The sequence below is a fragment of the Conexibacter arvalis genome (genome assembly GCF_014199525.1).
Classification (GTDB): domain Bacteria; phylum Actinomycetota; class Thermoleophilia; order Solirubrobacterales; family Solirubrobacteraceae; genus Conexibacter; species Conexibacter arvalis.
In genome coordinates this window covers 31,073-51,116 of the sequence record NZ_JACHNU010000006.1, presented here as the reverse complement: position 1 = coordinate 51,116, position 20,044 = coordinate 31,073, and the positions used below count along the sequence as shown (strand labels likewise).

Genomic DNA, 20,044 nt, shown 5'->3' with positions numbered 1-20,044 from the left:
CGCTCGTCAGTTGATCGAGGAGAGGTTTGTGGAGTCGATGAGCGCAACTCCGGCATCGCACGCGAACGGCGCTGCGGCGGGTGAAGCGAGACGTGTCACGGGGCTGCTGCCGCCGCTGCTGACGCCATTCAAGGACGGTGCGGTGGACTTCGAGAGCTTCGGGCGCGTGCTCGACGATCTCGCCGGACACGTCGCGGGCGTGCTCGTCGGCGGCAGCGTCGGAGAGGTGCCGAGCCTCACCCTCGACGAGCGCATCGCGCTGCTGCGAGCGGCCTGCGGTCGGCGGGACCTCGTCGGCGCGGTCGCCTTCTCGATCGGCGACAACTCGATCGAGCACAGCCGCCGGCTGCTCGACGCGGCCGGGGAGGCCGGCGCCGACCTGCTCGTCGTGTCGGTTCCGAACTACTTCGCCAACAGCCGCGACGGGCTGATCGCCCACTTCGGCGAGATCGCGGCCGAGGCGCCCGCCGACCTCTGCCTCTACGACAACCCCGCCGCCAACCACACCCCGCTCAGCGTCGCCGACGTCGTCGCGATCGCCGCGGCAGTCCCCAGGCTGACGCACGTGAAGGTCACGGACACGGCTCTGGAGAAGGTCGCGGAGTTGAAGGAGGCGACCGGGCTGACGGTCCACGCCGGCGACGACGCGGTCCTCTGGCACCAGTTCACGCGCGGCGCCGACGGCGCGATGGTCGCGCTGCCGATGGTCTACCCGGCGCGCGCCGCCGAGGTCTGGAGCCTGCTGCGAGCCGGCCGCACCGAGGACGCGTACGCCGCCTACCGGCCCGCGACCCCGTTCCTGCACGGCGCGCTCGGCGGCCGCGACTACGTCGCCGTCATCAAGGCCGTCCTGCTGGAGCGCGGCCTGATCGACTCCGACGAGCTGCGCCTGCCGTTGACCCCGCTCGGCGGTGCGCGCCGCCGCGAGGTGCTGGAGGCGTTCGCGGCGGAGGCGGCGCTGCGCTGATGCGCGCGATCGTCTACACCGCGCCGCTGACGCTCGAGCAGCGCGCCGGCCAGCCCGAGCCGGTCGCGGGCCCCGGGGAGGTCGTCGTCGAGGTGAAGGCCGTCGGCATCTGCGGCTCGGAGCTGGAGGGCTTCCGCAGCCAGAGCCCGTTTCGCATCCCGCCGCTGGTGATGGGTCACGAGATCGCGGGCGTCCGGCTCGACACGGGCGAGCGCGTCACCGTCAACCCGCTGATCGCGTGCGGCCGCTGCGACCGCTGCCTGCGCGGCCTGCGCAACGTCTGCCGCACACGGGCGCTGGTCGGCATCCAGCGCGACGGCGGCTTCGCGGAGCGGGTCGCGCTGCCCGAGTCGTGCTGCGTGCCGCTCCCGGACGGGATGTCGTTCGCCGACGGCGCGCTCGTCGAGCCGGTCGCCAACGCCGTCCACGCGCTCGCGCTCGCGCAGGCGCACGATCCGCATCCGGCGCGCGTCGGCGTGATCGGCGCCGGCATGCTCGGCCTCGCGACGGCGCTCGTCGCGCAGCGGCTCGGCGTCCCCGAGGTCGTCGTCAGCGACCTCAGCGAGGAGCGGTTGGAGACGGCCCGCGCGGCCGGCGTCGCGCACGCCGCACGGCGGCTGGAGGGCGAGTTCGACGTGATCGTCGACGCCGTCGGCAGCGCGGAGACGCGCGCCGACGCCGCCGCGCTGCTGGTCCCCGGGGGCAGCGCCGTCTGGATCGGCCTGCACGGCGCCGACGCCGGCTTCGACGGGCTCGCGCTGGTCCGCGGCGAGAAGCGCGTGCTCGGCACCTTCGCCTACCTGGAGCGCGACTTCGCGCGCGCGCTCGAGATCGTCGCGCAGCTCGATACGAGCGCGTGGGTGAGAAGCGAGCCGCTCGACGCGGGCGTCGAGGTCTTCCTCGACCTGCTCGAGCGGCCGCCGGCCCACGCGAAGACCCTGCTGGTGCCCTGAATCGATCCGGTGTCCCGATCGGAGGATGACGTGAGCAGCCGAATCCGCAGAGCAGCGACGACGCTGGCCGTCGCCCTGCTCGCCTTGACGACCGCAGCGGCCTCCGCGAGGGCGGAGGCGCCATCCTGCCCGGTCGGGGCGCCGGCCACCTGGACGCAGGAGAGCGTCGGCGGCCCCGGCAACGCCGTGTACGGCGGCTTCTACCTCGGCGACGCCTTCGTCGCCAGCGGCAGCTCGATCACGCGCATGGCCGTCTGGATGAAGCAGGCAGCCGACGCACCGGTGACGCTGTCGGTCATCGAGGGGACGGCGATCGGCGGCACGGTCGTCGGCACCGCCACGATCGCGGCCGGCGTGAGCGGCAAGGCGGTCGCGACGCCGAGCAGCCCGATCGCCGTCAGAGCGGGCGGCGACTACATCCTCAAGGTCAACGCCCCCGGCGCCACCAGAGGCCTCGCCGAGCTGATCCCGGCGACGGCGAGCAGATTCGTCTACGCCAGAGACGGCGGCAGAGGCGGCGGCGACTGGAGACCGACCAACTGGGACATGGCGATGGAGGTCGACTTCTGCGGCTCCGCGGGCGTTGGCAGCTGTACGCTCGGCGCGCCCGCGACGGTGCTGCAGGAGTCCGTCGGCGGTCCCGGCAACGCGATCTACGGCGGCTTCTATCTCGGCGACTCGTTCGTCGCCGCCGGCTCCTCGATCGAACGCGCCTCGGTCTGGATCGCCGCCGCGGCCGATGCTCCGGTCACCGTCTCGGTGATCGAGGGCGCGGCGATCGGCGGCACCGTCCTCGGCACCGCGACGATCGCGGCCGGCGTGACCGGCAAGGCCGAGGTGACCTTCCCGAGAGCGATCGCGGTCAGAGCCGGCAACACGTACATCCTCAAGCTCAACGCCCCCGCCGCGACGAGAGGGACGGCCGAGCTGGTCCCGGCCCCCTCCGGCTACGTGTACGTCAGAGACGGCGGCGGCGGAGGCGGCGACCGGAGAGCGACCGGCTGGGAGATGGCGCTGGAGGTCGGCTTCTGCGGCGCCACCGTCACGCGCGACACGCAGCCGCCGACCAGCGGCGACTTCGGCCCCGTCCACGGACCCGACGTCGCGGCGCAGGGGTTCAGCGCCCTCGACGGCACGCTCTACGACGCGTCGATCTGGCTGACCGAGGCCAACGATGGTCCGCTTTCCCTGACCGTCCGCAACGGCTCGCCCAGCGGCGCGGTCGTCGCCTCCGCCGAGTTGGCGGCGGGCCCGGCCGGCAAGCGCTCGGTCCGCTTCGAAGATGGCGCGGCGGTCAGATCGGGCAGCACGTACGTGCTCGTCGTCGGCACCGGCGCCGTCGAGACGGGCGCCGGCCGCGTCGCGCGACGCGCCGACGACGCCACCCAGCAGGCATGGGACGCCAGCGGGCCGGTCAGCCGCGACATGGCGATCGAGCTCTCGTTCGGCCCGAGCGTCGGCCGCGTCGGCGACCTCGTCAGAGCGCAGTGCGTCGCCAGACTGTCGTTCCCGGGCGGCTACGTCGCCTCCGTCGAGACGGCCCTGAGATCGAAGCCGGACGTGTGGGGCGAGGCCCTGCTGAGCGCGCCGGGCGGACCGACCTACGACAACATCAAGGACCATCTGCTGCCGCTGCGCGGCGTCGGTTCGCCGGCCGGCACCGCCGGCAACCGGCTGACCGACTCGGGCGTCTTCTACATCCCGATGTGGGCCCCGCAGGCGGACACGTTCGCGCAGAGCGGCGCGCTGCACGTCGCCGACGGCAGCCAGATCGCGTCCCGCAGAGCCGACGGACGTCGGATGACGACCTTCGTCGGCGTCGACGGGCGCGAACGCTACGGACTCTGCGAGGCGGCGCTGGAGGAGCCGGCGCTGGCCGACGGCCACCTGCCGGTGCTCCAGGTCTCCTACAGAGACATCGACGGCGTCGCGTACACGCAGGAGTCGTTCGTCGCCTGGCTGCCGGGCACGAGAACGCCGGCCAGCTTCGTGAAGCTGACGGCGCAGAGGGGAACCTCCTCGCTGAGCGCGGTCGACCTGCGCGTCGTGACCGGAGACAGCGCGCTGAGCGACGCCGGCGGATCGATCACCAGCGACGGAAACGTCGTCGTCTACGACGGCGCCGGCTGGACGCTGGAGCACGGCACGACCCTGAGGTCGACCGTCGACATCTCCAGCGGTGCGGTCCAGACGCGCTATCTGGTGCGCCCGGTCGCTCCGGCGGCGCCGAGCACCTTCACCGCCGACGCGGCGAGCTACGCCGCCGCGCTCAGCCAGGTGAGAACGGAGTGGAACGCGAAGCTCGCGACCGGCGCGACGTATCAGGTGCCGGAGCAGCGCGTGATGGACGCGCAGCGCAACCTGCTGATCCAGGCGCTCCAGCTGAACTGGCGCTACAGCTACGGCAACCTCTACGAGACCTACTTCCAGCCGGAGAGCAGCTCGGCGCTGCAGCGGCTCGCGGAGTACGGCTTCCCGGCGGCGGCCAGAGACGGGCTGCAGGCGCTGCTGCCGCTGAGCAAGGGAGCGACCAGATACCCCAACTGGGAGCGGGGCGAGAAGCTCTCGCATGCGGCGGCGTACTGGTTCCTGACCGGCGACACCGCCTTCATCAGAGCCAACACGCCGACGTACGCGAGCCTGATGGACACGATGGCGAGCCAGCTCGCCGCGGACCCCAACGGCATCCTGCCCAGAGAGGGCGCGAGCGGGGACATCACCGCGAGCCTGTACGGCACCCACGCGCAAGCGGTCGGGTGGCGCGGCATGCGGGACATGGCGCTCGTCTGGAGACTGATCGGCGAGTCCGCGCTGGCGGCCAGATACGAGCCGATCGCGGAGAGCTTCCGCAGAAGCCTGCGCGCGGCGATCGACAGCTCCAAGCGCTCCGTCGGCAGCGCGACGTTCGTCCCGCACGACCTGCTCGGCGGGCACGTGGCGTTCGATCCGATCACCGCGACGAGAATCGGCTCCTACTGGAACCTGCTGCATCCGTACGTGCTCGCGTCGGGCATCTTCGCGCCGGGCAGCGCGGAGGCCGACGACATCTGGCGCTACTCGCGCGAGCAGGGCGCGCTGATGCTCGGGCTGCAGCGCTTCAACTACTACCCGACCGCGATCGGTTCGGTGTTCCCCAACGGCCTCCCCGGCTACAAGACCACCGGCGACGACAACGTCTACATGATCGAGCGGGTCCGCTTCCTGGCCGCCAACGACAAGGCCGACAAGATCGTGCTCGCGCTCTACGGCAAGCTCGCGCACGGCATGACCCGCAAGACGTTCGTCGGCGGCGAGGGCCACACGATCGGGCCGGTTCTCGGCGAGTACTTCCGCTCGATGTACCTGCCGCCGACCAGCTCGAACGCCGACGGCTTCCTGGTCGCGCTGCGCGAGGCGCTGGTCCACGTCGGCGAGCGCGCCGACGGCATCCCCGACAGACTCTGGCTCGCCTTCTCGACGCCGCGCGCGTGGACGGAGGAGGGCAAGACGATCGCGGTCGACGACGCGCCGACGCCGTTCGGGGCGGTCTCCTACAGAGTCGTCTCGAGCATCGCCTCGGCGAGACGGCTCGACGTGACCGCCACGCTGCCCGCGTCGGCGTCGCTGAGAGAGCTGAAGCTGCGGCTGCGGCTGCCCGCCGGAAGGGCGGTCACCGCGGTCAGAGAGACGGTGACCGGCAGAATCGTGCCGTTCAGCGGCGAGACGCTCGACCTGAGCGGATTCACCGGTGCGGTGAGCCTGCGGGTCGAGGTGAGATGAGATGAAGTCATCTGGGAGAGAGGCAGGCACGGTGGTGCTGATGAGAGAGACACGCGCTGCGGCAGCGGCCGCGCGCATCGCGGGCGTCGCCGCGCTGACCGCCGGGTGCGCGGCGCTCGCGGTCGGCTGCGGCGGATCGAGCCCGACGACCGACCGCGGAGCAACGGGCGAGTCGCAGCCGGCGAGCGCCGGCGGAAGGCTCGTCTACGGGACGGCGTCGGGCATCTCGCAGCTCGATCCGCACACGCGGTCGGCGGCGCAGCAGCTCGTCGTGCATCCGCTGTTGTTCGACGGGCTGACGAGAGCCGGGCGCAACGGCGAGACCGAACCCGGCCTGGCCGAGTCGTGGCGCGCCTCGCCCGACCAGCGGACGTGGACGTTCACGCTGCGCTCAGGCGTCAGGTTCCACGACGGCACGCCGTTCGACTCGCGGGCTGTGAAGGCCAACCTCGAGCGCGTGCTCGACCCGAGAGTTCCCAACCCCGACCGCACGAAGATCGAGATGATCGCGTCGATCGGGACGCCGTCGCCGACCAGGCTGGTGCTCCGGCTCAGCGCGCCGAACGCGCTGCTTCCGGACGCGCTGGCAGCGTCGTCGCTCGTGATGGTGCAGCCGAGAACGTTCTCGACGGCCGCCAAGGCGGCGGTCGGCACCGGACCGTTCAAGCTCGCTGAGATGGTTCCCGACGACCACGTGACGCTCGTCAGAAACGACGACTACTGGGGAGAGCAGGCGAACCTCGACGAGATCGAGATCGTGCGCTCGCCCGACGCGACGGCCGCGGCGACGGCGTTCCGCTCCGGCGATCTCGACGTGCTGTGGTCGGTGCCGCCCGCCGACGTCGACGGGCTGGTCGCGGCGACGCAGGGGAGGGCGCTGGAGCCCGAGGACATCTCGGCCGGTGTCTACTGGGAGGTCGACAACGCCAGCCCGCCGTTCGACGACGTCCGCGCCCGGCAGGCGCTGCTGCACGCGATCGACCGCGAGACGATGCTGAGAGTCGCGTACGCGGGCAAGGGCCTCGTCCCCGAGACCGCCTCGATGCTGTCGCCCAGAAACCAGGCATTCGAAGCGTCGCTGGCGGCGTATCCGTTCGACCTCGACCGCGCGAGAGCGCTGTTCGCCGAGGCGGGCGTCGGCGCGGGCGAGACGCTCACCTTCCTGACCCCCGCCGGGCAGTTCCCCGAGTGGGCGCAGATGGGCCAGATCCTCCAGGAGGACCTGAAGAAGATCGGCATCACGCTGAAGATCCAGCGCGAGGAGTTCAGCACGTGGCTGGAGGCGTTCTACCCGGCGGGCAAGCGCTTCCCCGGGACGATCGTCGCCAACTACCTGTCGCTCCCGACGACGCCGATGTACCAGCTCAGCTTCCTCAACGAGGGCGTCTGCGAGTGCAACGCGAGACTGCCCGGGTGGAGAGAGCTGTCCAGCAGAGCGGTCGCCACCGGCGACGCCGCCGAGCGTGACGGCATCTACGCGCAGCTGCAGGAGGTCCAGAACAGAGCCGTGCCCGTCCTGCCGATCGCGTTCACGACGCTGCAGACGGTCGTCCAGCCGGACGTCGTCGGGGCGTGGGTCGACACGCAGGGCAACGTCGATCTGACGCAGGCGGGCTTCGCGCGGTGAACGGGTTGCGCGGCTATGTCTTGCGCCGGCTGGGCGCAGGGGTCCTGCTGCTCGCGCTCGCCTCGCTGCTGACCTTCGCGCTGCTGCGGGTCGTCCCCGGCGACCCGACGATCACGAAGCTCGGCGGGGCGCGCAACATCGACCCCGCGGCGTTGGCGGAGCTGCGCCATGAGCTGGGCCTCGACCGCTCGGTCGTCGCCCAGTACCTCTCGTGGGTCGGCGGCCTGCTGCAGGGCGATCTGGGGCAGTCGTACTTCAGCCAGTACGCGGTCACGACGCTGATCGGTCAGCGCGTGGTCCCGACGCTGGAGCTGGCGGGGCTGGCCTTCGTGGTCGGCCTCGTCCTCGCCGTCCCGGCCGCGCTCGTGAGCGCGACGCGGCCGCGCTCGATCGCAGCGCGCCTCGTCAACGCGGCGACCGCGGCGCTGATGGCCGCTCCGCCGTTCCTGGTCGGGATCGCGTTCGTGGTCGTGCTCAGCGTGCAGGCGGGCCTGCTGCCGGCGCGCGGCTACGTGCCGTTCGTCGAGGACCCGCTCGAGAACCTGCGGCTCGTCGCGATGCCGGCGCTGACGCTCGGGCTCGCGGTCGCCGCGCCGCTGGTCGTCCTGCTGCGGGCATCGCTGGGCGAGACGCTGCGGGCGCCGTTCATCCGCACGGCGACGGGCAAGGGCCTGCAGCGCCGGCGCGTGGTGCTCGGGCACGCGCTGCCCAACGCGCTCATCCCGAGCCTCACGTACCTCGGCGTGACGGTCGGCTACCTGCTGGGCGGCGTGGTCGTCGTCGAGTACGTCTTCGGCTGGCCGGGGCTCGGCTCGCTGGTGGTCGACGCGGTGCTGAAGCGCGACTACGCCGTGCTCCAGAGCGTCGTGCTGCTGGCGGTCGCGATCTTCGTGTTCGTCACGTTCGTCACCGACCTGCTGTACGGCGTGCTCGACCCGCGGCTGCGCGTCGGGGAGGGGCAGCCATGAGCGCGACCGTCGCGACGGGCCCGGCGCTCGAGACGGCAGCGGCGGGACGCGTCGGCATCGTGCGGCGGCTGTCGCGCCGGCCGGCGGCCGTCGTCTCGGCCGTCACGATCGCGGTGCTCCTGCTGCTGTCGCTGCTGGCGACGCCGATCGCCGGATCGCCGACGGCGATCGACACGCGGGAGATCCTCGCCTCGCCCTCCGGCGCCCATTGGCTGGGCACCGACGACCTCGGCCGCGACGTGCTCGCCCGCACGCTCGCCGGCGGACGGCTCACGCTGCTGGTCGCGTTCGGCGCGATGGCCGTCTCGATGGCCGTCGGGACGCTGTGGGGGTTCGTCGCCGCGGCGGCCGGGCGCGCCGTCGGCGAGGGGCTGATGCGCGCCGCCGACGCGTGCCTGGCGATCCCGCCGATCCTGCTGGCGCTGATCCTCGTCGCGGCGTTCGGCGCGAGCTCGTGGACGCTGGCGCTGATCAGCGGACTGCTGCTCGCACCGCAGACGGCGCGCATCGCGCGCTCGGCGCTGCTGACGGAGCTGCGCTCCGACTACCGGCTGGCGGCGCGCGCCGTCGGCGTCAGCCCGCTGCGCACCGTCTTCGGCGAGCTGCTGCCCAACGCCTCGCCAGCGCTCATCGCGCAGGCGTCGCTGACGGTCGCCTGGGCGATCGGGATCGAGGCGAGCCTCTCGTTCCTCGGACTCGGCGTGCAGCCGCCCGAGGCGTCGTGGGGCACGCTGCTGCAAGAGGGATACGCCGGCCTGTACCGCTCGGTCTGGCTGACGGTCGTCCCGGGAGTCGCGATCTTCGTCGCGATCCTCGCGTTCAACACCTTCGGGTCGCAGCTCCAGCAGGCGCTCGACCCGCGACAGGAGGAGCGATGACAGCTGCGCTCACCGTGACCGGGCTGACGATCGAGGTCGTCGGGCGTGACGCCCCGCTGCAGCTCGTGCGAGACGTCTCGTTTCAGCTCGGCGCCGGTGAGCGCCTCGGGCTCGTCGGCGAGTCGGGCTCGGGCAAGTCGCTGACGGCACTCGCGGTGATGCGGCTGCTGCAGGCGCCCGTGCGGATCAGCTCCGGGCAAATCACGTTGTCGGACGGAACCGACGTCGCTGCGCTGGAGGAGCGTGAGCTGGCCGCGATCCGCGGACGGCGCGCGGCGATGGTCTACCAGGATCCGCTCTCGGCGTTGAACCCGGTGCGTCGCGTCGGCGACCAGATCGCCGAGGCGATCCACGCCCATGAGGACGTCACCGCAGCGGTCGCGCGGCGACGCGTCGTGGAGCTGCTCCGAGAGGTCGGCGTGCCCGACCCGGAACGGCGGGCCGACCAGTATCCGCACGAGTTCTCCGGCGGCATGCGGCAGCGGGTGGTGATCGCGATGGCGCTGAGCGCCGGTCCCGAGCTGCTCGTCGCCGACGAGCCGACGACGGCGCTGGACGTGACGACGCAGGCGCGGATCCTCGAGCTGCTGCTGCGGCTGGCCGAGCAGCGCGGGCTTGCCGTGATCCTGATCACCCACGACCTCGGCGTCGCCGCGCGCTTCTGCGACCGCCTGCAGGTCATGTACGCGGGCCGGCTGGTCGAGACGGGGCCGCTGGCGGATCTCTATCGGAACCCGCTGCACCCCTACTCCGAGGGGCTGCTCGCATCGGTGTGCCGGCTCGACGCCGACCCGGCGGCGCCGATGCCGGCGCTCGCGGGACAGCCGCCGTCGGCCGGCCAGCTGCCGGCGGGCTGCTCCTTCCGTCCGCGGTGCGCGTACGCGTACGAGCGCTGCGAGCGCGAGCGACCGCCGCTGACGGAGATCGCCGGCGGCCGCGCGGCCGCCTGCCATCTCGCCCCCGAGCGAAGCGCCGGCACGGTCGCGCCGGCGCTCGCGCCGACCGGAGGCGACCGGTGAGCGCCGTCGATCCGCTGGTCGAGGTCGAGCACCTCAGCCGCCACTACCGCGTCGGGCGCCACCATGTCCACAAGGCCGTCGACGACGTCTCGCTGACGATCGCCCGCGGCGAGACCTTCGGGCTCGTCGGCGAGTCCGGCAGCGGCAAGTCGACGCTGTCGCGCCTCGTGCTGGGGCTCGACACGCCCACCTCCGGCCGCGTCCGCGTGGCCGGCCGCGACCTCGCAGAGCTGGACGGCCGCGAGCTGCGCAGGCAGCGCCGCCAGATGCAGATCGTGCTGCAGGACCCGGTCGCCGCCCTCAACCGGCGCAAGACGATCGAGCAGATCGTCGGGCTGCCGCTGGCAGTGCACGAGCGGATGCCGCGCTCGGCGCGCGCCGAGCGCGTGCGCGAACTGCTCGCGCTCGTCGGGCTGCCGTCGGCGTTCGCGCAGCGCTACCCGCACGAGCTGTCGGGCGGCCAGTGCCAGCGCGTCGGCATCGCGCGCGCGATCGCGCTCGAGCCCGAGCTGATCGTGCTCGACGAGGCCGTCTCGGCGGTCGACGTCTCGATTCAGGCGCAGATCCTGAACCTCCTGCGCGACTTGCAGGGGCGCCTCGGCCTCACGTACCTGTTCGTCTCGCACAACCTCGCGGTCGTCCGCTACATGTCCGACGTCGTCGCCGTCATGCAGCGCGGTCGGATCGTCGAGACCGGCTCGCGCGAGCGGCTGTTCACCGCACCCGAGCATCCGTACACGCGCGAGCTGCTTGCCGCGGTCCCCGAGCCCCTGCCGCACGCCCGCGAGATCGAGGGGGCGCGATGAGCGGCTCGCGTCCCGAACGCCGCGAGGCGACGGCCCCGCCGACCGCTCCCGGCCCGGCCGGCCCGTACTCGTCGGCGATCGTCTCCGGCGGCTTCCTCTTCCTCGCCGGCCAGGCGGCGATCACCCCGGAGGGCGCGATCGTGCGCGGCACGATCGAGGAGCAGACGGAGATGACGCTGGCGAACCTGGCCGCGGTCGCGGAGGCGGCCGGCGCCGACCTGCGCGACGCGGTGAAGGTCACGGTCTACCTGACCGACATCGCGCTGTGGGCGCGGATGAACACGGTCTACGCGAGATGGTTCGACGATCCCAAGCCGGTGCGGACGGTCGTCGCCTGTGAGCTGAACGGCTTCGACGTCGAGATCGACGCGATCGTGGCGGTGCGCTCGTGACCGCACCGATCCGCGTCGCGCTGGTCGGCGCCGGCGACATCGGGCGCGGCGCCCACCTGCCGGCGCTGCTGGCGCACCCGCAGGTCGAGCTGGCCGCGATCGTCGAGCCCTCGCCGGTCCAGCGGGCGCTGATCGACGCGCCCGGGGTGCCGGTGCTCGACGACGCCGAGCAGCTGCTCGCCGACGAGTCGGTCACGGCCTGGGTCGTCGCGACGCCGCCGTGGGTGACGCCCGGGCTCGTCCGCCTCGCCGTCGAGCACGGCCGCCACGTGCTCGCCGAGAAGCCGATCGCGACGTCGCTCGCCGCGGCGCGGGAGGCGTACGGCGACCTGCCGCCGGAGACCGCGGCGCTGCTGCAGGTCGGCTTCACCTACCGCCACGATCCGGCGATCGAGCGGCTCGCCGAGCTGATCGCCGACGGCGCGCTCGGCGATCCGCTGCAGGTGCGCGTGATCGTCTACGACGAGCTCGACGATCCGCTCGACCGCGAGCACGCCGAGCGGATGCGCGCGACGCTGGCGCACGGCCTGCCCGTGATCCACGAGGGCGCACACGTCGCCGACTGGCTGCGCGTCCTGCTCGGCCCGGAGGAGCTGGCGCTCGAGCACGCGTGGTCGCTGCGGACCGACCCGGCGCTGCCGGCCGACAACCTCTGCGGGGCCAGCCTCGCGCACCCCGCCGGCCATCGGATCGAGCTCGAGATCGGCTGGCTGCTGCCGGCCCCCGTCGCCGGCGAGATCACGGTACGCGGCCGCGGCGGCTGCGCGACGATCGACGTCGCCGCGTTCTCGCTGCGCGTCGAGTCGCGCGCCGAGACCGCCGAGCTGGTCGGCGCCGGCGACCGCACGACCCGCTGCTTCGGCCGCCAGCTCGACCGCTTCGTCGCCCATTGCCGCGGCGAGCGGCCGACGACCCCGACCGGCCGCCCAGCCGTCCCTCTCCTCGCCGACGGCCTCGCCGCGCTGGCGCTCAGCGAGCGGCTGGCCGAGGCGATGGAGCGCGGCGCACCGGACCGTACGGCAGGTGGAGCGGGCGGCCCGCGGGATCGCCCGGGCGCCCCGGCGGAGGCGACGCGATGACCGTCGTGCGCTGGGCCGAGGCGACGCGCGAGGAGCTGGCGGCGCTGCTTCCGGAGGCGGTCGTCGTGCTGCCGGTCGGCGCGACCGAGCAGCACGGTCCGCACCTCGCCACGGGCATGGACGCGGTCGCGGCCGAGCGGCTCGCGGCGGCCGCTGCCGAGCGGGCCGGGGCGGCGCGGGGCGGGGCGGCGCCTGCCGACCCGGCGAACGGCGGGGCGGCGCGAGCTGGCGCGGCGCAGGGCGGCGGCCAGCCGGTCACGGTCGTGCTCGCCCCGACGCTCGCGTTCGGCGCCTCCGAACATCACCTCCCGTTCGGCGGGACGCTGTCGCTGTCGGCGGCGACGCTCGCGCGGGTCCTGGGCGAGCTGATCGCAAGCGCGACGAGCTCCGGGGCGCGCCGGCTGCTGCTGCTCAACGGCCACGGCGGCAACAGCGCCGTCTGCGCGCAGGCGGCCGCCGACGCGGCGCGCCTCCACGGCATCGTCGCGGCGGCCGCCGACTACTGGGCGCTGGCCGCGGCGGACGGACCGTGGGGCACGTCGTATCCGGGGCACGCCGGCGCCTTCGAGACGGCGCTGATGCGCGCGCTGCGACCGGAGGGCGTCCGGGACGGCGAGCTGCGCCCGTCGCCGGGCACGTGGCCGTCCGCACCCGACGGCCTGCGGCTGGAGCAGCCGGGCGCGTGGGCGGCGATCGACGGCTTCACCGACGACCCGCGCGACGGCGCGGAGGCCGACGGCGCCGCCGCCTTCGAGCGGCTCGTCGACGCGGTCGCGCGCGCGATCGAGGCGGTCGCCGCGGCGCCGCCCGCGTCTGCGCCGTCCGCCGCCCCCAAGGAGCCGGCGCGATGATCGACTTCCACGTCCACAAGCCCTCTGAGGGCGGAGAGGGCGGCCGGTACGACTCGCGGCCGTACACCGCGGCCGACTACGTCGCCGTGATGGACGAGCTCGGGATCGACGTCAGCGTCGTCTTCACGCTCGACGGGCTGTGGCACCCGTCGCCGGCGGAGAACGACCGGGTCGCGGCGTGGGTCGCGGAGGCGCCCGACCGGCTGGTCGCCTTCGGCACGGTCGATCCGCGGCTGCCGGACGCGGCGGCGGAGACGGAGCGCTGCCTCGGCGAGCTGGGCATGCGCGGGCTGAAGTTCCATCCGTGGATTCAGGCGTTCTGCCCGCACGAGGCGTGCATGGACCCGATCGCGGAGGTGGCGGCCGCGCACGGCGCGCCGATCCTCTTCCACGACGGGACGCCGCCGTATTCGACCCCCTTGCAGATCGCCGCGCTCGCGCGCCGTCATCCCGACGTGCCCATGGTGCTCGGGCACGGCGGTCTGCAGGACCACTGGCGCGAGGCGATCGCGGCGGTCACCGGAACGCCGAACCTGTGGATCTGCCTCTGCGGGACGCCGAACGCCGGGATGCGCGCCGTCGTCGCCCGCTGTCCGTCGCAGCGGCTGCTGTTCGGCACCGACGCGGGCCTCGGGGCAGCCGTCAGCCAGCCGTTCGCGGCCGAGCGGATCGCCGAGGTCGAGCAGCTGGAGATCGAGGAGGAGGTGCGCGCGGCGATGCTGGACGGCAACGCCCGCGCGCTCCTGAGACTGGAGGAGCAGGTCGGATGAGCCGCGAGCAGGAGCATCGGATTCCCGCGGTCGTCGCGGTCGAGGCGACGACCGTCACGCCGCGGGTGGACCCCGATCTCGTCGTCCACGGCGCGAGAGGGACGCACGGCAGCTCGCCGTTCGCGCTCGTGCGCGTCGGCTGCGACGACGGGTCGGTCGGCTACGGGGAGATCTCCGCGACGCCGCTGTGGAGCGGCGAGGACGGCGTCACCGCCGTCCACTTCGTGCGCGGGCTGCTGCGCGAGGCGCTCGTCGGGCAGCCGCTGGCGCCGGTCGCGGCGCTCGCCTCGCGGATGGACCGCGCGCTCGCCGGCAATCCCTTCACGAAGGCCGGCGTCGAGATGGCGCTGTGGGACGCGCTCGGGCGCAGCAGCGGGCTGCCGGTGGCGGCGCTGCTCGGCGGGCCGTTCCGCGACGCGGTGCCCGTGAAGCTGTCGCTGAGCGGGGACGAGGAGGCGATCGACGTCGCCCACGCCGCCGCCGTCGCGCGCGGCTTCGGCGCCTTCAAGCTGAAGGTCGGCTTCGATCCGGCCTACGACGCCCGCCGCATGGCGCACGCCCGCCGGCTGGTCGGCGACGGCGCCTTCCTCGGGATGGACGCCAACGGCGGCTGGAGCCGCGGCGACGCCGCGCGCGCGATCGAGCTGTGCGCTCCCGCGCGACCGGCCTTCGTCGAGCAGCCGCTCGCGGCCGACGACCTCGACGGGCTGCGCGACCTGCGCGGACGCGGCCTGCCGCTGCTGGTCGACGAGTCGGTCTTCTCGCTCGGCGACCTTGCGCGGGTCGTCCGCGCCGATGCGGCTGACGCGGTCGCGGTCTACGTCGGCAAGAGCGGCGGGCTCGGGCGGGCGGTCGCGCAGGCCGGCCTCGCCGCCGCCTTCGGCCTCGAGACGATCATCGGCTCCAACATGGAGGGCGACCTCGGCGCGGCGGCGCAGCTGCACGTCGCCTGCGCGATCGAGCGGCTGAGCGAGACGATCCCCTCCGACATCGCGGGGCCGCTCTACTACGCCGAGCGGTACGCGCGCGAGCCCGTCGCGATCGACGGCAGGACGGCGAGGCTGCCCGGCGGGCCGGGCCTCGGCGTCATCCCGAGCGCCGAGCTGGAGGCGACCTTCCGATGAGCGCGAAGGCCAAGGCGCGCGCGGCCGGGGGAGCGGCACCGGTGCGCGAGACCGCGCCGGCCGGCGCGGCGGCGCCGTTCAGATACGCGCCGTACGTCTGGACCTACCCGGAGGAGGCGCTGCTTGCAGGGCCGGAGCGGCTCGCGGAGCAGATCGCCGCGCTCGGCTTCGGCGGCGTCGCCGTCGCGCTCACCTACCACCGCGCGCGTCTGCTCTTCCCCCGCTACGGCCGCGTCGAGACGGTGCCCGCCGGGCACATCGCCTTCGAGCCCGATCGCTCCCGCTACGAGGCGCTCGCCCCGTCGCGGACCGCCTCGGCCGAGACCGTGCGGGCCGTCCACGAGCTGCGTGCCGCCTGCGCGCGACACGGGATCGGCTTCCACGCCTGGCTGGTGCTGCTGCACAACGAGGCGCTCGTCGCCGCGCTGCGGGAGGCGGAGGCGCAGTCGGCCGACGGCGCGTCGGTCGGCCGCTCGCTGTGCCCCTCGCATCCGCAGTCGGCGGCGTACGTGCGCGCGCTGGTCGACGATGTCTGCCGGCAGTTCGGACCCGACGGCGTCGAGGTCGAGGCCGCCTGGTACCCGTCGTGGGAGCCGGGCTACACGATCACGATCTGGCAGGGCGAGCCGTCGGCGCGCGCGCTGCGGCTCGGCAGCCAGTGCTTCTGCCGGTCGTGCCGCGCCGTCTTCGCCGCGGCCGGGGAGGACCCGGAGAAGCTTGCCGCCGAGACGCGCGCCGCCGCTGGTCCGCCGTTCGCGGTGCCGGCGAACGGGTCGGCCGCGGCACCGTCTGCGGCCGGCGCCGCCGGGGCGTCCGCGAGCGCGTGTCCCGCGGTCGCGCCCGGCGCAGAGCCGGCCGACGCGGAAGCGGTGGAGGCGGCGCTCGCGGCTCGGCTGATCCCGCCGCGCGCGGCGGTGATGGGCAGGCTGCTCGCGCGCGCCGCCGTGCAGGCGCACGCGCACGGCGCCACGCTGCGCACGACCGCGTACGGAGAGGCGGCGACCGTCGCGCTGCAGGGCGTCACGCCGGAGGCGGTCGCCGGGGTCGACGGCGTGATCCTGACACTCGGCGAGCGCTCGGACCAGGAGATGCTCGCCCACTTCGCCGCGCTGCGCAGGCTGACGGGCGACGCGCCGGCGGTCGTCTCGACCAACTGGGATCCGTCGCGCACGCCGGCGTCGATCGCCGCCGACGTCGCAGCGCTGCGGGCGGCCGGGGCCGACGGGATCGCCTTCTACAACCACGCGCTCGCGCCGCACGAGGCGCTGCCGGCCCTCGCCGCCGGCGCCGCGGCGGCCGCGTCGCCCGGCCGCTCCATCCCCGCTCTCCCGACCGAGGCACGATGATCGTCGACGTCCACACCCACACGCCCACGCACCGCGACGCGGTCCCCCCGTCCGAGCGGCGCGCCTACGACCGCTGGCGGCCCGACCGGGCGGTCGTGACGACGAACAGCTGGGCCGACTACGACGAGCAGCTCGCGGCCGCGGACGTGTCGATCGTCTTCAACATCGCGCTGCCCGATCCCCTTGGCGGCACCGGCATCCCGACCGATCCGGCGCGGATCAACGAGTCGACGGCCGAGTTCGCCGCCGCCGACCCCGCCCGGCGGATCGGGTTCCTGTCGGTCGACCCGACGGCGCCCGGCAGCATCGAGGAGGCGGAGCGCTGCCGCGTCGAGCTGGGCCTGCGCGGCGTGAAGCTCGGCCCCAACTACCAGCGATTCGACCCGCTCGGCCCGGCCGCGTGCGAGCTGTACCGCTGGGCCGAGCGCCACGGCCTGCCGATCCTGTTCCACCAGGGCACCTCCCCGATCCGCGACGCGCCGCTGCGCTACGCCCACCCGCTGACGATGGACGAGATCGCGCTGGCCTTCCCGCAGCTGCGGATCGTGATGGCGCACATGGGCCACCCGTGGCAGCGCGACACGATCGCGGTCATCCGCAAGCACCCGCACGTCTACGCGGACGTGTCGGCGCTGCCGTATCGCGCATGGTCGTTCTGGGAGTGCATGCGGCTGGCGTCGGAGTGGGGCGCGACGCACAAGCTGCTGCTCGGCTCCGACTTTCCGATCGCGACGACGGCGGAGACGATCGCCGCGTTGCGCGACGTCAACGCGATCGTCGAGGGCACGGCGCTTCCGCGTGTGCCGGAGGAGGAGATCGAAGCGATCATCCACCGCGACGCGCTCGCCGCGCTGGGGCTCGAGCGGCCCGCGCCCGGCGAGGCGTCCGACGCGCGCGGCGACGCGTCCCCGCCGGCCGGTGGGCCCGGCGACGCCACGGAGGAGACGCGGTGACGCTGGTCTTCGACGCCCACGTCCGCCTCGGAGTGGGTCGCGACGCCTCGCTGACCGCCGGCGAGCTGCTCGCCGCGATGGACCGGCTCGGCATCGACCGGGCCTTGATCTCGCCGCAGGAGCGCTGCCTCGCCGTCGACCATCGCGACGGCAACGCCTTCGTCGCGGAGGCCGCGCGCCGCTCCGGGGACCGCCTGCTGCCGTACGCCGTCGCCAGCCCCTGGCGCGGTCGCGGTGCGCTCGACGAGCTGGCCCGCGCGGCCGACGACGGCGCGGTCGCGCTGGCGCTCGATCCGGCGGTGCAGGGCTTCGACCTGCTGGACGGCCAGGCCGATCCGCTGGTCGAGGCGGCGGCCGCGCGCGGCTGGCCGATCTACGTCCGCACGGGCACGCCGTCGTTCGCCCTGCCGCTGCAGCTCGCCGAGCTCGCCGTCCGCCATCCCCAGGCGAGCTTCGTCATGGGCAAGAGCGGCGCGACCGACTTCTGGATCGATGCGCGCCCCGCGCTGGAACGGGCGCCGAACCTGTACGCCGACACGGCCTACGCCCCCTGGGACGTCGTCCTCGCCGGCCTCGCAGCTCCTCCGATCGGTTGGGGGCGGCTGGTCTTCTCGACCGACATGCCCAACAGCGCCCCCGCGATCGAGCGCGCGCGCCATGACGCCTGGCCCCTCGGCGACGAGGCGCGCGCCGCGATCCTTGGCGGCACGCTCCAGCGCCTGCTGCCCTGAGGGCGCGCTGCGGCAGGATCGCTGCAGCGGCTGAGAACTATGAGCTACGAGCCGACGGCGCTCGCTCTCGGTTCAATCGTGCCAGGGGAGCGCTTCGTGGAGTGATCAATTCGCAGCGTTGAAGTCGACGCGATCGCCCGTTGGTCGTTCTGTGTGATAGTTCTCGCATGGAGCTGAGGTCGTTCTCGACACTGGATATCCCGCTGGCATGGCGCCGCGTCCGTACGTGGGCGCAAGGACTGGGGATGGACATTCCCGACCGACTCCCGTTCGAGGTCCTTGATCGCCTTCATGGAGATACAGGGCCATCTATTCGAACGCACATCGAGGTCAGACCTGGCGTTGTTGTGATCGCTTCGAAGAAGAGCGGCACATTCCGCCCTTTCGTTCGCTTGGACCCGATGGACCTGATCGTGTATCAGGCATTGGTAGATGCCCTTGGGCCGGCGATCGAGACGACGCTGCCGCCTCGGGAGTTCGTGGGAGCCTACCGTCAAGCACTTTCGAGCGACGATGATGCCTTCGCAGGTAACGCAAGTAACGATGAGTTCCGGGCTGGAGTCAGCGAAGCTATTGAAAGGGCGGGCGAAGCGTACGTTCTGCAGACCGACATTAGCGGCTACTTTTTGGGTATTCGACCGGGAACGCTGAAAAGCCAACTGTTGGAGGTGTCTGATCGCGCGGATGTCGTCGGGGATCTGGCGCAGATGTTGGGGCGTTGGCAGGACCTGGGGATCCGGGGGTTGCCGCAGGGGGTTCGACCGTCATCCCCACTTGGAAACGTCTATCTCGCCTCGCTCGATCGCCTTCTCGGATCCATGTCTGTTCCGTTCTTTCGTTGGATGGACGATATGTGGGCGATCTGTGATTCGTTTGGTGCTGCTCGGCGGGTGCAAGATCACATTGAGCGGCATCTGTACGGCATGGCTCTGACTCTGAATGGAGAGAAGACTCGGATTCTCCGTGCCGAGACCGCGATCAGACGTCTCAAGCCTGCCCGTGAGCGATTTGAGCAGAAGAAGCAAGCGGCAATGGACGCCGGCACCGTTACGATTACGTGGGGCGACTATGAGGAGGAGGAGATCCTTCCTGATCCTGACGAGATTGATCGCGAACTCACGCTCGAAGAGTTCGACCGGCTCATGTCGGATCTCGAAGCCGAAGACCTTCCCTCGGCGTTCAGCGCAGACATGGGCCTTGTGTTTCGAAAGCTGGAGGCGATTGGGGACGCACAGGCGGTGGTTTTCGTCCCGGACATTCTGCGGCGCGTGCCAGACATAGTGGATACTGCTATGCGATACGTCGCGGCGGTGGCCAGAACCAACCGCGAAGCTGCTACTAGCGTGTTCGCTGAGGTCCTGCACGCGGATCGATCCAGTCGCGACTTCGAGAAGCTTGCGACCTGCAACCGGGCTCTTTCTTTGCCGAGCGGTGACGGCAGAACGCTCGCATCGGTGCTTGGGGGCATTGCATTGAACGATGCGAACCCACTCATCCGTGCGAAGGCGCTTGTTGCTTGGGGTAAGCACAGCGCGATCAACGACATATCGGTTGTGGAAGCGTTCTTGCGCTCCTCGGACCCGGGATGGCGGATGTATGCCTTCGTCGCACTGCAGGAAAAGGCGAGGGTGGTTCGAGACAATGCGTACGACAGATGGGGCGGCGCTTCGCCGGGTCTCAAGCAGATCGCCGATTTGTTGCGCGGCTCGCCGATCAGATGGAGCAAGCTGTAGGTGGCCGTCGCCTCCGATGGGAGGCGGCCTGGCGTGTGACAACAGCGTGTTATGCCGCGGGTCGTGTATCGCCACGCCGCCCACGAGG

17 protein-coding genes are annotated in these 20,044 nt (G+C 72.7%); all 17 read left to right on the top strand.

Annotation, left to right across the window (positions count from 1 at the left end; translation table 11 throughout):
* Positions 1-37 precede the first annotated feature (37 nt).
* The 17 genes from BDZ31_RS18255 to BDZ31_RS18175 all read left to right on the top strand — a co-directional run bounded on the left by BDZ31_RS18255 (position 38) and on the right by BDZ31_RS18175 (position 19,956).
* The gene (locus BDZ31_RS18255; RefSeq protein ID WP_183343798.1) at positions 38-967 is read left to right on the top strand and encodes a dihydrodipicolinate synthase family protein; all 930 of its coding nucleotides are present in this window, start codon (positions 38-40) and stop codon (positions 965-967) included.
* Positions 967-1,920: a zinc-dependent alcohol dehydrogenase gene (locus BDZ31_RS18250; RefSeq protein WP_183343797.1), complete on the top strand. Its 954-nt coding sequence runs from the start codon at positions 967-969 to the stop codon at positions 1,918-1,920. Before BDZ31_RS18255 ends, BDZ31_RS18250 begins: the two co-directional genes overlap by 1 nt.
* Positions 1,921-1,950: 30 nt before the next feature.
* Complete coding sequence (locus BDZ31_RS18245) at positions 1,951-5,679, top strand: hypothetical protein (RefSeq protein WP_183343796.1); 3,729 nt, start codon at positions 1,951-1,953, stop codon at positions 5,677-5,679.
* A 1-nt stretch (position 5,680) separates the two neighbouring features.
* Positions 5,681-7,306, top strand: coding sequence for an ABC transporter substrate-binding protein (locus BDZ31_RS18240; protein ID WP_183343795.1), 1,626 nt, complete (start codon positions 5,681-5,683; stop codon positions 7,304-7,306).
* Positions 7,303-8,274: an ABC transporter permease gene (locus BDZ31_RS18235; RefSeq protein WP_343075627.1), complete on the top strand. Its 972-nt coding sequence runs from the start codon at positions 7,303-7,305 to the stop codon at positions 8,272-8,274. The genes BDZ31_RS18240 and BDZ31_RS18235 overlap by 4 nt, the downstream gene beginning before the upstream one ends.
* Complete coding sequence (locus BDZ31_RS18230; protein ID WP_183343794.1) at positions 8,271-9,152, top strand: ABC transporter permease; 882 nt, start codon at positions 8,271-8,273, stop codon at positions 9,150-9,152. The genes BDZ31_RS18235 and BDZ31_RS18230 overlap by 4 nt, the downstream gene beginning before the upstream one ends.
* Positions 9,149-10,171 (top strand): ABC transporter ATP-binding protein, encoded by a 1,023-nt coding sequence (locus BDZ31_RS18225; protein WP_183343793.1) that lies wholly within the window; start codon positions 9,149-9,151, stop codon positions 10,169-10,171. Before BDZ31_RS18230 ends, BDZ31_RS18225 begins: the two co-directional genes overlap by 4 nt.
* Positions 10,168-10,977 (top strand): ATP-binding cassette domain-containing protein, encoded by an 810-nt coding sequence (locus tag BDZ31_RS18220; protein WP_183343792.1) that lies wholly within the window; start codon positions 10,168-10,170, stop codon positions 10,975-10,977. Before BDZ31_RS18225 ends, BDZ31_RS18220 begins: the two co-directional genes overlap by 4 nt.
* On the top strand, positions 10,974-11,369 hold the full coding sequence (locus BDZ31_RS18215) for a RidA family protein (RefSeq protein ID WP_183343791.1): 396 nt from the start codon (positions 10,974-10,976) through the stop codon (positions 11,367-11,369). The genes BDZ31_RS18220 and BDZ31_RS18215 overlap by 4 nt, the downstream gene beginning before the upstream one ends.
* On the top strand, positions 11,366-12,448 hold the full coding sequence (locus BDZ31_RS18210; protein ID WP_183343790.1) for a Gfo/Idh/MocA family oxidoreductase: 1,083 nt from the start codon (positions 11,366-11,368) through the stop codon (positions 12,446-12,448). Before BDZ31_RS18215 ends, BDZ31_RS18210 begins: the two co-directional genes overlap by 4 nt.
* Positions 12,445-13,299, top strand: a complete 855-nt coding sequence (locus tag BDZ31_RS18205; RefSeq protein ID WP_183343789.1) for a creatininase family protein — start codon at positions 12,445-12,447, stop codon at positions 13,297-13,299. Before BDZ31_RS18210 ends, BDZ31_RS18205 begins: the two co-directional genes overlap by 4 nt.
* Positions 13,296-14,069, top strand: a complete 774-nt coding sequence (locus tag BDZ31_RS18200) for an amidohydrolase family protein (protein WP_183343788.1) — start codon at positions 13,296-13,298, stop codon at positions 14,067-14,069. The genes BDZ31_RS18205 and BDZ31_RS18200 overlap by 4 nt, the downstream gene beginning before the upstream one ends.
* A complete protein-coding gene (locus BDZ31_RS18195; RefSeq protein WP_183343787.1) occupies positions 14,066-15,193 on the top strand; it encodes a mandelate racemase/muconate lactonizing enzyme family protein in 1,128 nt (375 codons plus the stop codon). Before BDZ31_RS18200 ends, BDZ31_RS18195 begins: the two co-directional genes overlap by 4 nt.
* The gene (locus tag BDZ31_RS18190; RefSeq protein ID WP_183343786.1) at positions 15,190-16,539 is read left to right on the top strand and encodes a hypothetical protein; all 1,350 of its coding nucleotides are present in this window, start codon (positions 15,190-15,192) and stop codon (positions 16,537-16,539) included. The genes BDZ31_RS18195 and BDZ31_RS18190 overlap by 4 nt, the downstream gene beginning before the upstream one ends.
* A complete protein-coding gene (locus BDZ31_RS18185) occupies positions 16,536-17,492 on the top strand; it encodes an amidohydrolase family protein (RefSeq protein ID WP_183343785.1) in 957 nt (318 codons plus the stop codon). Before BDZ31_RS18190 ends, BDZ31_RS18185 begins: the two co-directional genes overlap by 4 nt.
* Positions 17,489-18,223, top strand: a complete 735-nt coding sequence (locus BDZ31_RS18180; protein ID WP_343075626.1) for an amidohydrolase family protein — start codon at positions 17,489-17,491, stop codon at positions 18,221-18,223. Before BDZ31_RS18185 ends, BDZ31_RS18180 begins: the two co-directional genes overlap by 4 nt.
* A gap of 401 nt (positions 18,224-18,624) precedes the next feature.
* Positions 18,625-19,956 carry an RNA-directed DNA polymerase gene (locus BDZ31_RS18175; protein ID WP_246345480.1) on the top strand — a complete coding sequence of 444 codons (1,332 nt, stop codon included), beginning with the start codon at positions 18,625-18,627 and terminating at the stop codon, positions 19,954-19,956.
* The last annotated feature ends 88 nt before the right edge of the window (positions 19,957-20,044 follow it).